Source organism: Cellulophaga baltica (assembly GCF_018861125.1).
Lineage (GTDB): Bacteria > Bacteroidota > Bacteroidia > Flavobacteriales > Flavobacteriaceae > Cellulophaga > Cellulophaga baltica_A.
This window is the reverse complement of the sequence record NZ_JAHKQN010000019.1, coordinates 123,520-137,404: the sequence shown is the minus strand read 5'-3', so window position 1 is coordinate 137,404 and position 13,885 is coordinate 123,520. Positions and strand designations below refer to the sequence as shown.

Annotated in this window: 10 protein-coding genes; 5 read left to right on the top strand and 5 right to left on the bottom strand. The window is 31.4% G+C overall.

Going from position 1 to position 13,885, the window contains the following annotated elements:
* Positions 1 to 143 precede the first annotated feature (143 nt).
* Positions 144 to 2,888, top strand: a complete 2,745-nt coding sequence (locus tag KO500_RS09740) for a putative LPS assembly protein LptD (protein WP_252732471.1) — start codon at positions 144 to 146, stop codon at positions 2,886 to 2,888.
* An 81-nt stretch (positions 2,889 to 2,969) separates the two neighbouring features.
* Positions 2,970 to 3,350: a RidA family protein gene (locus KO500_RS09735; protein WP_215956352.1), complete on the top strand. Its 381-nt coding sequence runs from the start codon at positions 2,970 to 2,972 to the stop codon at positions 3,348 to 3,350.
* Positions 3,351 to 3,352: 2 nt separating this feature from the next.
* On the opposite strand, the gene KO500_RS09730 is transcribed toward KO500_RS09735, so the two are convergent.
* From KO500_RS09730 to KO500_RS09715, 4 genes are all read right to left on the bottom strand, one after another.
* Complete coding sequence (locus KO500_RS09730) at positions 3,353 to 4,204, bottom strand: N-acetylglucosamine kinase (protein WP_215956351.1); 852 nt, start codon at positions 4,202 to 4,204, stop codon at positions 3,353 to 3,355.
* A 75-nt stretch (positions 4,205 to 4,279) separates the two neighbouring features.
* The gene (gap, locus tag KO500_RS09725; protein WP_215956350.1) at positions 4,280 to 5,281 is read right to left on the bottom strand and encodes a type I glyceraldehyde-3-phosphate dehydrogenase; all 1,002 of its coding nucleotides are present in this window, start codon (positions 5,279 to 5,281) and stop codon (positions 4,280 to 4,282) included.
* 33 nt (positions 5,282 to 5,314) lie between these two features.
* Entirely contained in the window at positions 5,315 to 6,301 is a 987-nt protein-coding gene (gene pfkA / locus KO500_RS09720; protein ID WP_215956349.1) for a 6-phosphofructokinase, read from the bottom strand.
* A gap of 143 nt (positions 6,302 to 6,444) precedes the next feature.
* A complete protein-coding gene (locus KO500_RS09715; RefSeq protein ID WP_436835711.1) occupies positions 6,445 to 10,890 on the bottom strand; it encodes a translocation/assembly module TamB domain-containing protein in 4,446 nt (1,481 codons plus the stop codon).
* Between the two features lie 58 nt (positions 10,891 to 10,948).
* On the opposite strand from KO500_RS09715, the gene tsaD reads away from it, so the two are divergent.
* Genes tsaD through KO500_RS09700 form a run of 3 tightly spaced genes read left to right on the top strand, consistent with a single transcriptional unit; the run spans position 10,949 to position 13,038 of the window.
* Positions 10,949 to 11,977 (top strand): tRNA (adenosine(37)-N6)-threonylcarbamoyltransferase complex transferase subunit TsaD, encoded by a 1,029-nt coding sequence (gene tsaD, locus KO500_RS09710; protein ID WP_215956347.1) that lies wholly within the window; start codon positions 10,949 to 10,951, stop codon positions 11,975 to 11,977.
* A 1-nt stretch (position 11,978) separates the two neighbouring features.
* A complete protein-coding gene (locus KO500_RS09705) occupies positions 11,979 to 12,320 on the top strand; it encodes a TfoX/Sxy family protein (RefSeq protein ID WP_215956346.1) in 342 nt (113 codons plus the stop codon).
* 1 nt (position 12,321) lies between these two features.
* The gene (locus tag KO500_RS09700) at positions 12,322 to 13,038 is read left to right on the top strand and encodes a 16S rRNA (uracil(1498)-N(3))-methyltransferase (RefSeq protein ID WP_215956345.1); all 717 of its coding nucleotides are present in this window, start codon (positions 12,322 to 12,324) and stop codon (positions 13,036 to 13,038) included.
* A gap of 72 nt (positions 13,039 to 13,110) precedes the next feature.
* Here KO500_RS09700 and KO500_RS09695 read toward each other — a convergent pair whose 3' ends face one another.
* Positions 13,111 to 13,884 (bottom strand): DUF1223 domain-containing protein, encoded by a 774-nt coding sequence (locus KO500_RS09695; RefSeq protein WP_215956344.1) that lies wholly within the window; start codon positions 13,882 to 13,884, stop codon positions 13,111 to 13,113.
* Between the last annotated feature and the right edge of the window lies 1 nt (position 13,885).

The following is a 13,885-nucleotide window of genomic DNA, read 5'->3' as shown; positions in this document are numbered from 1 at the left end:
AATTAATTGTAATGTATCAAGTACAGAACAAAAAATATATGTAAGTTTGACCTCTAGATAATCAGTCATTAAATACCAGACAAACTAGTACAAAAATAGGATTTATAGCCTTGCAATCAAACAAACATCATTTACTTTTATTAATGCTACTGTTTTGTAGCATCAATTTTCTACACAGTCAAGAAGGTAAGGTTATTACTTTTCCGGTTAAATACGAAGTAGACTCACTTACCGCAACAACAGATTTTACTGAGATCACAAACATTGATTCGCTACGAGTTGACTCATTAAAAATGGATTCGCTCAACAAAAAAAAGCCCATATTATTAGATAAAATAAAGCACAAAGCAAAAGGGTACACAAAATTAAGCCCTAAAGATAACAGAATCTATCTTTATGATGAAGCCGAAATATACTACCAAGATATAGAGTTAAAAGCTGGTGTTATTACTTTAGACTACGTAAACAACGAAGTTTATGCAGGTAGAATGAAAGACTCTCTGGGTAATTACACCCAACTACCCTATTTTAAACAAGGCGAAAACGTCGTTATACCTGATTCTATAAGGTATAATTTTGACACACAAAAAGCATTAATCTGGAACTCAAGAACGGAACAACAAGCTGGTTTAGGTTCTTTAGGTAGTGATGCAATGAAAATTTATGCCGATATAACTAAGAAGGAAAACGATTCCGTTTACTTTTTACAAAAGGGCAAAATAACAACATCAAAAGACACCATTAACCCGGATTATTACATTTTAATAAACAAAGCAAAATTTGTTCCTGGTGAAAAAGTAATTGCAGGTTTTAGCAACATGTACATTGCTGATGTTCCTACACCTATATTTTTACCATTTGCCTATTTCCCAATGAGTTCAGGTAGATCAGGAGGCTTAATTTTCCCAACGTTTGGTAATGTTTCTGAAAGAGGTTATTTTCTACAAGGAATCGGATACTATTTACCAATTAGTGATTATGCTGATCTTGAAGTTACTGCAGATTTATATACAAATGGTAGTTATGGGCTATATGCACAATCCGTTTATAAAAAACGCTATAAATTTAGTGGTGGCTTTAACTTTCAATACCAAAATTTAGTAACTAGCCAAAAAGGGTTTGACGATTATGCTTTAACAAAAAGCTACAATATTCAATGGAATCATTCTCAGGATGCAAAATCTAGTCCAAACTCGTCTTTTTCTGCCTCTGTTAACTTAGGTAGTAGTGATTATTATCAAAATTCACTTAGCTCATCAGATATAGCAAATACCCAAAATAACACATTAAGCTCATCTGTATCATACTCTAAAACATTCCCTGATTATCCATCAATCACCATGAGTTTAACAGCATCACAGAGTCAACTTACATCATACGATGATGATGACGATGACGATGATGATGACGATGATGATGACGATGATGATGATGATGACAACATAGATATTACATTACCAACTTTCAATGCAAGTATGGAACGTATCTACCCTTTTAAAAAGAGAGATGCTACAGCAAAAGGGTTAATACAAAATATAAATTTCCAATACTCAGTTACTGCTGCAAACACATTATCTACTAATGATGATGAATTTTTAACTGGCGAAATGTTTGACGGCGCCTTGGTTGGGGCAAGCCACTCTATACCAATTAGCACTAATTTTAAAATATTTAAATATTTAAGTCTTACAACGGGAGGTACGTACCAAGACATATGGGCCTTAGACACCTACAAACAAACCTATAACAAAGAAACTTACGAAGAAGAAGTTACTGACACCATAAGTGGTTTTGACCGCTATTACGAATATAATTTTAGCGCTAGCTTAGGTACAACATTATATGGAACTTATTCTTTTGGTGAGGATAAAAAAATTCAAGCCATTAGACATACACTTACACCAAGTATTAGCTATAGCTACACTCCAGCGTTTGATCAATTTTATGAAGACTTAATAGATAATGACGGGGATGTTGTTTTGGATAGCGATGGTGAAGTTGAGCAATACTCAAGATTTGAAGGTACTTTATATGGCGCTCCAAGTGTTAGTAAGTCAAACTCTGTAAGCTTTTCATTATCAAACACCGTAGAAGCTAAAGTTCGAGATAAAGATTCAACAGCCACAGAAGCCAAAAAAGTATCCATTTTAAAAAGTTTAAATTTCTCTACTAGCTACAATTTTAATGCCGATTCTTTAAAACTTAGCCCTATTAGTTTTACCGGTGGTACGAGTATTTTAGATAGTAAAATGAGTATTAACTTCGGAGGTAGCTTAGACCCTTACACCATTGACAATGATGGCACTAGAATCAACACGCTTAACAAAAATAATGGCGGTAGTTTATTTAGACTAACAACAGCAAGAGCAAGTGCCAGTTACAGCTTTTCAAGTAAAGATTTTGAAAAAGATAATAACGATGATAAAAGAGAAGGCGCTAACAAATATGATTATGCTGCAGCAAGTGGCGGGCGAAGTGATGACCTATTTGGTGATAGCGACTTTTTAGATAGCGATAACCGACAAGGTGAAGAAGAGGAAGAAGAAAGAAATGATCCATTATTTACGAATAAAATACCATGGGATTTAAGTTTAGCTTATAGTATTAATTATTCCAATTCAAGCAGGCAAAATGAAATTAGCAGCCACAGTTTAATGTTTTCTGGTAATATTGAATTGACTCCTATGTGGAAAATTGGAGCATCATCAGGTTACGATTTTGCTAATTCCGGATTCTCTGTAACACAATTACGTTTTGAAAGAGAACTTGGCAGTTTTAACATCAAATTCAACTGGACACCTTTCGGAACCTACGAAAGATGGGATTTCTTCATTGGAATTACAAGTTCTATACTTAGTGATTTAAAGTGGGATAAGAAAAGCCAGTAAACAAAATTTCACATTTCTTTATTTAAAAGAAATCACTTTATCTTTTATCTTTATTCAAAATAATAAATCTAAAACATTATAATGAAGAAAATAATTAACACCCCAAATGCCCCTGCTCCAATAGGCCCATACAATCAAGCTATTTTAGTAAATGATACTTTATATATTTCTGGACAAATTCCAATAGATCCTAAAACAGGAGAGTTAGTTGAGGGTGATATTCAAAAAGAAACAAAACAATCTATGGAAAATTTAAAAGCCATTCTTACCGAAGCAGGAATGACTTTTGAAGATGTTATAAAGTCATCAATTTTTGTAAAAGATATGCATCAATTTTCAAAAATCAATGATGTATATGCTACCTATTTTAATCCTTCTATTGCTCCTGCGAGAGAAACTGTAGAGGTTGCTAATTTACCAAAATTTGTAAATGTTGAAATTAGCATGATAGCTATCAAATAAACTTATAATTTTCGTTGGTGAAATTCAACTAAACCATCAATTGGTTTTTGCCTTATAGTTCCAACAATTAAATCATTACGCTCTAAAATTCTAGTTAGTTCTTCTCGTAAGTAATAAGCAATACTACCAACAAAACTAATTGGAATTTTAGTAGCTAATTCAAACTGCATTACGTAGTTATTAATAAACTGCTGAAAGCCTTTTTGTATAACTCCTTTACAATATGGATGCTCTTTATTTTCTACAATAAAACGTGCGAAAGTTGCTAAATAGGTATTAGGGTTAGGTTGCTTATAAAGATTCTCTTTAATAACATCTGCCTCTAAGTTATATTCACTAGCAAATTTTTCAGCCAACTCTTTAGGTATCTTATTGAAATAGTAATCACGTATTAATTTTCTGCCAAAGAAATTACCACTACCATCATCCATAGGTATATACCCTAAAGACGTTACTTTTTGGTGTAAATTTTTACCATCATAATAACTACAGTTAGATCCTGTACCTAAAATACAAACAATACTTTGATCTCCAACTTCGGTAGTTGCATAAACCGCTGCAAAAGTATCTTCTCTTACTTCCGCTACTGCATTAGGAAAGAATCCTTTGAAAATTTCTGATAAAAAAACTTGCATTCTTTCAGTCCCACATCCTGCTCCGTAAAAGAACAAATGTGTTACACTTTCTCTATTCTTAGAAAGCTCAAAATTATTTGCCAATCTATCTTCAATAACTGGCCTTGTTAACACCTCAGGACTTAAGCCTAGCGTTTGGGTAAGAAATAATCTTTCTCCTTCTTTATTTAGAGCAATCCAATCAGATTTAGTTGCCCCACTATCTACAATTAATATCATACTGAAAAGAATAAAAAAAATCCTGTAAGCAGCCCTAAAATTTAAGGTATGCCAACAGGATTTTTTGAATTAATACTATAATTTAGAAACGTGCTGTGTTAAATCTAACATTTTGTTAGAGAAACCAGCTTCGTTATCATACCAAGATATTAACTTAAAGAAACCAGAATTTAATTCGATACAAGCTTCTGCATCAAAAATACTAGTTCTAGCATCACCTACGAAATCTTGAGAAACAACACTTTCGTCAGTATAACCTAAAACACCTTTAAGTTCTCCTTCTGAAGCTTCTTTGAAAGCTTTCTTTATTTCTTCTAAAGAAGTTTCTTTTTTAGTTCTTACAGTTAAATCAACAACAGAAACATCAGCAGTTGGAACTCTAAAAGCCATACCTGTAAGTTTTCCTGTTAAAGCAGGAATAACTTTAGTTACTGCGATAGCTGCACCTGTAGTTGAAGGAATAATGTTCAACATAGCAGAACGACCTAAACGGTAGTTTTTTCTAGAAGGCGAATCTACAGTAAACTGAGTAGAAGTACTCGCGTGTATAGTAGTCATTAAAGCTTCTTCAATACCAAATTTATCATTTAATACTTTAGCAACAGGAGCTAAACAATTTGTTGTACAAGATGCATTAGAAACAATTGTATCTGTAGCTTTAACCTCATTATGATTAACACCCATTACAAACATTGGAGCATCTTTAGAAGGAGCAGATATAACTACTTTTTTAGCACCACCATCAATATGATATTGAGCAGTTTCTAAAGTTGTGAATATACCAGTACACTCTGCTACTATTTCAGCACCAACAGCATCCCACTTAATATTTTTTGGTTCTCTTTCTGCAGTAATACGAACAGTGTTTCCGTTTACTACTAAGTGACCATCTTTAACTTCAACAGTACCATCAAACTTACCATGAACAGAATCATACTTAAGTAAGTAAGCTAAATGCTCTACATCTAACAAATCATTTATTGCAACTACATCAACATCACCTCTTAATATACTAGTTCTAAAAACTAATCTACCTATTCTACCGAATCCGTTGATTCCTATTTTTAAATTTGACATCTTCTTATTATTTATTTGTATTTATTAAAATTATTATATCGTCATTATATCAGAAACCCTCATAAGCTCCTTATCTATTTTTGTATGGCCTTTAATTGCCTTACTTATTGGCGTGAGTGTTATTTTATTATCTTGAATACCAACCATTAAATTTGATTTACCTTCTAATAAAGCTTCCACAGCCTTAACCCCCATTCTACTGGCAAGAACCCTATCAAAACATGATGGCGAACCTCCTCTTTGCATATGCCCTAATACCGATACTCTACAATCGTATATTGGCAAATGCTCTTCAACATATTCCTTAAGTTCAAAAACATTTTTACCTGTTTTATCACCTTCAGCCACTACAACAATACTTGAAGATTTACCTGACTCTTTACTTCTCTTTAAAGATTCTAATAAACGTTCTAATCCTAAATTTTCTTCAGGAATTAAAATTTCTTCAGCACCTGCTCCTACGCCTGCGTTTAAAGCGATATGACCAACATCACGCCCCATTACTTCAATAAAAAACAAACGGTTATGCGAACTTGCGGTATCTCTAATTTTATCAATTACATCAACAACAGTATTCAATGCTGTATCAAAACCTAGAGTATATGTTGTACCAAAAATATCGTTATCAATAGTACCAGGAATTCCGATTATTGGAATACTATATTCTTTATGAAAAATAAGTGCTCCTGTAAAGCTACCATCACCACCAATAACAACTAAAGCATTTATACCTGCTGCTTGTAATTGATCGTAAGCTTTTTTTCTACCTTCTGGAGTTTGGAACTCCATAGATCTAGCTGATTTAAGAATGGTACCACCCTTATTTATAATGTTATTTACACTACGAGCATCCATTGGTTTAAAATCACCTTCGATCATTCCTTGATACCCTCTATAAATCCCAATACAATCAATTTTCATGTATGCACATGTACGAACTACTGACCTAATTGCAGCATTCATACCTGGGGAATCTCCTCCAGATGTAAAGACACCTATTTTATTAATTTCTGCACTCATCTACTTCAATATGTAACAAAAATAGCAATCTTTTTGAATTAAAATAATAGATGATTCCCTTTATTTACAATAGTTTGTTTCTATAACGTTTTCGTAACAAAGTGACTTAACATTAACTTAAATTTTCACCCATTTTGTAGCAATTATGGGTTTGGTATATTTCTCATTAAGCTATCTTTTGCTCTTTGAGTTCGTAATGAATCTGATTCTTTTAGAGTCAATATTTTCTCTTTTTTACCAAATATTTTTTTCTTGAATTCTTTGAACGAATTAAAATCTACTTCATACGATAAACCAACACCTTGTTTATAGCTTTGTGAATCTCCAATTAACTGTAACGACTCATCTTCTCTATTAAACACTTTACCTTTAAAAGTACCATCATCATTAATAAGGTATTGCAATTCAAAATCACCACCTACAGTAGATTGTGTTAAACCGTCACCACCACCAACTGGTATCCCTAAACTACCTGTAAACAACAATCTGTCACTAATATTTGTAGCAAAGTTTAAAATAGCTTTACTATCTGTTTGATAGGTTGCATCAGTACTCCCTTGCTCGTATGAAACTCCTATATCAACATTTTCATTATTAGTTTCTAACACCGAATTTATTAAGCCTGATGCTGATTGAAATATATTACCTGCTAAACCTTGTTGATTTAAACCACCGTCTGCACTAATAAAACTTCCTTGTGCCAATAATGAAAAGGCATTATTATCACGCACAGTAGGGTCTTGCAAATTATACTCTAACTCAGATTTAGTCAACGATGTTGCAGAAGGAAAATCAATATCAAATTCAATATTTGGCTTTTCCAGAGATTCTTTTAAGTTAATAATCACATTCGTTGCTATTCTGTTAGCATAACTTGTATTATCTAATAATGGTGCTGGGTTTGCATTTAAAGAATAAACAGCTTGCATATTTAATTGCGCATCAAGCGGATCACCTAACCAGTTTATTGTACCACCTGGCACCACTGTAAATGTTTTATCAATTATACCTCCAAACTTATAACGATATTCACCCGTAACCACAACAAAGTCCCCTTCCATTATAAATTTACCATTGGTATTAATTTCAATTAAAACCAACCCTACTCCTGTACCTTTTAAATTACTTCCAGTTTTTTGATCTACAATTATTTCTACTTCTGCATCAGGTGTAATCCCTAAATCAAAATTAAGCTCAAGACCTTCGTATTTATCTAAAACCCTTTTTTCAACTTCTTCTTCTAATTTATTTTTATTTATAAAGTTGATAAATGAATAATCACCCACACTTGCAACATCGCTCAAAGGAATTTTAAACATGGTCCCTTTTGCAGTTTCCCCAACAACATTTATCGTTAGCGCAGTTGTTGGGCCGTAAATTCTACCTGAACCTTTTAAATAGCCTTTACCATAATAAAGAACTTCTTCTTCATAATCTGTATTAAGAATTAAAAAAGGATTTTTGTTAGTATCAACATTTAAATCTAAATCCCAATCTTTAAAAAAATGATGATTAATAACTCCGTTTAAAGTTGCTTTTGTATTATGAGCTACATCGGTTAAATGAATGTTTTGAAAATCGAAAGTCTGTTTATCCAACACCACCCTTGAATTAAACCCAAAACCGTAGTCAACATTTAAATACGGAATACCTATTCCGGCATTATTTAAAGTTAACACACCAGACATATCAGGGTTATCAATTCTACCTTGTATTCTTGCATTACCATAAATTAAACCTCTAATATTTGACAATACATCTTGACCCAACGGACTAAAAGGCTCTAAATTAAAAGCGTTAAAAGTAGCCAGCAAATCCGTTTCAGTAACATCTCCACTAATATCTAAAGTACCGTTCACATCTAATTTATCAACACCTTTATCAGTTAAAGCAGTATTCACTGTAATTTTAGATAAATCATTATTACCCAACGCATTCAAATTCAAATCGCCTAAACGCATCGTATTTATTGAAAAGTCTTTTACATTTAAATTTGAAGTTGGCCTGTATATATTATTATTCTGTCTAATATTTAAAGTTCCGTTTACTTCACCATCTAATCGTAAACTATCAATAGCTGGCGTTACTTTATTTAATGACACCTTACTAAACTCTAAAGCTAAATCTTTATAAGTAGAATCAGCAATTTGACCACGTAATGTTACTTGCTCATCATCACCATTATTTATTACAATCTCTTCAATAGAAATACTATCAAGGGTTTTGTTTAAAATAACTTTATTCTTTTGATTACCTTCTTCATTAAGCACCCAAGTACTACCTTTAAAACTAATATCTGAAGTTTTTAAACCTATTACAGATTTTTTATCTTTATTAAATGTATGATAGAAGTTTAAATTATATTTATCATTAAATTTTGAACCGCCTTTAAACTCTGTTCTAAAAAACAAAGTATCTTTTAAAGTAGTATTTATTAAATTGAAATCTTTTACATTGTAATAATTAGTAGATAAATCTGCTACCGATATAAAAGTATTAAACAATGGATTTTTGTTATCAATTTTTACATCTAAGCTATCTAAAACATTACCATAAGCTTCAATATTTGGTGATTTAAAATTCAATTTAAAATCACCTTCGTCAGCAACAATTTTCCCCCTAATTGCAGTATTTACACCAAATTTCACTTCTGGAAAAAACACATCAACAATTTTATTATAAATCTTAAAATTAAAAGCTAATCTTTGACCAGGCGATATCTCAAAAGGTTTATAATTTGTATAAATGCTACCCACAGAATTCGCTGCCAATTTGCCTAATTCAGCAATTTTAAAATTACCTTTCAAATATCCAGTAATAATATCAGGAGAGTTAATATCAATTAACCTAATAGTATCATTTTCAAAAGTTGAGGAAATTTTGAAATCATCAAAATAATACGTTTCATTTTTATTTTGATAACTAGTTTTTGAAAATTTCACATCGCCAATAATATTATCTAAAGTATTCCCTGTAATATCCATATTTACATTTCCTTTAAACACAGAAACGCTATCCTTTATAAAATTAAGTCTTCTAAAATCTGCATGCTCTACCGAAGCGATAAAATTGAAATTATTCTGGTCTTCTTCAAAATCAGCTAATCCTTTGAAAGTAAACTTTGCATTTTCATCATTAGAAATCAACAAACCATCAAAAAGTTGTTCTTTTAAAACCCCTGAAACCTTTAAGTTGTTATAAGTATAATTATTAAAGTCCATCGAATATACATCTCCAATAACCTCAGTATTTAAGTTTTCCTTTAAAAAGCTTTTCCCTTCTACATTAAAATCTAATGATGTTTTACCTAACTTATCATTATCAACAAAATATCCTAAATCAAAATCGATTAGCGAGAAAAACCCTTTGTAAAAAGCGTTATCAATATTCCTAATATTTGTTAACTCAAGGTCTGAATAACTACTACCAATAGCTGTATTAATATTTACTTTAGATTTTATAGTATTTTCAGTTACCCTTACATCTCCTCTAATCGTAAACTCACCTAATTTTTCAAACACAGAAGGTAATGATTTACCTAACATATTCGGCATTAAACTACGTAACTGATAGTAACTGGTAGTTAAATCTCTAATTTCAGCATCCATAACAAAAGGAGCCTTGCTATCAAACAGATTTATAAAATTAAAATTACCCCTAATACCTGTATAATCTGAAACCAAAAACAAATTTGACGCAGTCAGATCATTTAAAACACCAGTTATTTTTGATGAAAAACTAACCTCCTTACCTTTACCAAATTGATCATAAAGTAGATTAATTTCATCAAAAGATGCTTTTGAATCCGTAAACTCAGAAGTAAACTTGACTTTGTTTAAAAAATCAAGAAAATCTTCTCTTTCATAATCCATTACAACAACACCATTAAGTTCCGATTCTTTTGTCTTTATTTGTAAAGAATCAAAACGCATTTGTGTTTTTGTATAAATGTATTTTGTAGACATACTTTCAACAGACAATCCTCTTTTACTTTTAAAAGAAAGCTGTTTAATATCTGCTGTAACTACAGGTCCTTCAATTTTAAAATAATCAGCATCAATATTTAAGTTTTTAAAATTGAGAGATTCTACGGTTTCTAAGTTCTCATTAATCAACCTAAAATTACTGTTCTCAATTTTCACGTTTGAAGACGTTAATAAAAAAGGAGGTGTATTAGGGTCTCTAGGAACCCCATTATCTAATTTGCCAACAAAAACATTAATATTTGAACTTGTTTCGTCTTTATATGTTTTTAATTTAAAATTCAGCTGATCTACATTAATATCACCAAACTCTAAATTACCATTTACTAAATTGTGTATACTTTTTATAGAAGTGTTTATTTTATTTACATGAAAAAGTGTATCCTTCTTATAATCCTGGATATAAATACCTTTTAGATCAGCATCCCAAGTAAGTAATGAGATTTTAATTTTATCTAAAAAAATATTAGTCCCAAACTTTTTATTAATATTATTAGTAGCGTAACTAGCAATATTTGTCTGTACAACTGGTAAAGACAAAACAAGTGTTACCAATGCACAGATAATAAAAATTATCAGTAATATTCTTAGCAATATTTTACGCAGTTTTTTGATAGGACTTTTATGTTTTATCTTTGCACTTCAATTATTATTCCAACATTAAATGGAAAACAAACCAATTTATATTTTAGCTATTGAATCTTCATGTGATGACACTTCTGCTGCTGTTTTATGTAACAGAAAGAGACTCAGTAACGTTGTTGCAACACAAAAAATACATGAGGAATATGGTGGTGTTGTACCTGAACTTGCTTCAAGAGCACACCAACAAAATATTGTACCTGTAGTACATCAAGCGTTAGCAAAAGCAAATATCGATAAAAAACAGTTATCCGCCATAGCTTTTACACGCGGACCTGGACTTATGGGCTCATTATTAGTTGGCACCTCATTTGCCAAGTCATTATCTCTTGGTTTAAATATTCCATTAATTGAAGTTAACCATATGGAAGCCCATATCTTAGCTCATTTTATTGAAGAAGAAAATACAAAAACACCCACTTTTCCTTTTTTAGCCATGACTATTAGCGGTGGACACACACAAATAGTTTTAGTGAAAGATTATTTCAATATGGACATTTTAGGCCAGACTTTAGATGATGCCGTTGGTGAAGCTTTTGATAAAAGCGCGAAAATTTTAGGCTTACCTTATCCTGGTGGGCCATTAATTGACAAGTATGCACAATCAGGGAACCCAAAAGCATTTCCGTTCCCTAAATCAAAAGTGGGCGATTTGAATTTTAGCTTTAGTGGTTTAAAAACCAGTATTCTTTATTTTATTCAGAAGAATGTTAAAGAGAATCCGAATTTTATAGCAGAAAACAGAGACGATATTTGCGCTTCTATTCAATACACAATTGTTGATATTTTAGTTACCAAACTAAAAAAAGCAGTAAAGCAAACCGGTGTAAAGCGAATTGCTATTGGTGGTGGTGTTTCAGCTAATTCAGGCATACGAAAAGCACTTGAAGAAGGTGAAAAAAAATATGGATGGACAACCTACATACCTAAATTTGAATACTGTACAGATAATGCCGCAATGATTGGTATTGTTGGTCTTTTAAAATATAATGAAGAAAAATTTACAGACCAAAGTATTACTGCAAAAGCGCGTTACGTAATAAATTCGTAAAATGGCCTACAACCAACTTTTAGCAAAACGTATTGAAGCTTCTTTCTCGTATTTCCCGAAAGAAATGTCAAATGAAATTACACAAAAGAAAATGTTTGGTGGTATTGTATTTTTATACAAAGGCAAAATGAGCGTTGGTGTAATGAATAACGATTTAATGGTTCGTGTTTTAAGTCATGAAATGGAAATTTCTATGCAGAGAGATTACGTAAGGCCAATGGATTTTTCTAAAAAACCAGTGAAAGAGTTTATATATGTTAGCGCTGAAGGTTTTAAAACCGAAGAAGAACTACAACATTGGATTGAACTTGGCGTAGCACACGCACAACATAAATTAAAATAATATGCAACTTTTTTTTAACCCTGACATCACAGAAAAGTCATCACATTTTACTTTCCCTTCTGATGAAAGCAGACATATTGTAAAAGTATTGCGCAAAAGAGAAGGTGACACTTTACACATTACAAACGGAAAAGGGTTTTTATTTGAAGCTACAATTATAGCTACAGATATACGAAAGTGCAGTGTTACAATTGTTAAAAGCACTTTTCACCCAAATAAAAATTCTAATTTACATATAGCTGTTGCACCAACAAAAATGAACGACCGTTATGAGTGGTTTTTAGAAAAAGCCACCGAAATTGGGATTACCGAAATAACGCCGATTATTTGTGACCATTCAGAACGAAAAGTTATAAAAAAAGATCGCATGCAAAAGGTATTGCAGTCGGCTATGAAGCAATCATTACAGTTTCATTTACCAAAATTAAACAACCCTATCTCCGCTAAAGATTTTATCAAAAATAACAATCAAGCTAAAAATAATAATCAACAATATTTTATAGCACACTGCGAAGAAACTGAAAAAGTAGATTTAAAAGAACGTTTAATTAAAAATAGCAATGTGACAATTCTTATTGGCCCTGAAGGCGACTTTAGCACTTCTGAGATTGAAATAGCACTAGCAACTGACTACAAACCTGTTTCTTTAGGTGAAAATAGATTAAGAACCGAGACTGCTGCAATATTTGCTTGCGCAACCGTAAACCTTTTAAATTAAAATAAAAAGGTTAAAAACAATTCAATTTTTGACCTATCAACTCCGATTAATAAGTCTCGAGAGATTTCTATTTTACCTACTAACATTAATTTTAGTAGCACCAGTAATATCTAATTGTTCATTCTCACTAATTAACAATAATGCTATTTTTTCATTTGCTTTTACAATTTCAGGAATTTGAATATTAGCTTCTCCGCTTGCATTAGCAACTATATACTTTTCTGCAACAACAATATTATTATTCGTTAATACTCTATTTCTGTTTTCACCACCTTTAACCTTAGTCACTCTTTTATCTAAAATTAAAACCACTCTAATTTTCTTATGAGCTAACTCCCCTTTTAAGCTATACTCAAATTTAATAGAATTTGCATTTGTTTTTACATTTGACACCAAAATAGTATTATCAGGTTTATTATTTTTAAAAATGTTAATATTCTTATACATTTCTAAACTATTAGAACCTACAAAATGAGTAGCTCCATTTACCACAACCTGTGGTGTATAGTTACTCCTATTTTTAAATTTATAATTATATGCAGTTTGTTTTTCAGTGTAAGTAGCCTTACTAAATGGATCATCCCAGCCTATATAATTCCAATAATCTACATGGTATGATAATGGAATAACCGTTTCAGCATATTGATTTTTCACTTTTTCTAATAATGCATCAGCAGGTGGGCAACTAGAACAGCCTTGCGATGTATACAATTCTAAAACCACAAAACCTTTATCTTCATCAGCAGTTTTATTAATTGATTTATTTGCACTAAAATTTGCAACTTTAAAAGAGGTTACCACAAAACCTACCAAAAGTAAAATTAAAAATACACCTTTATTCTTCATA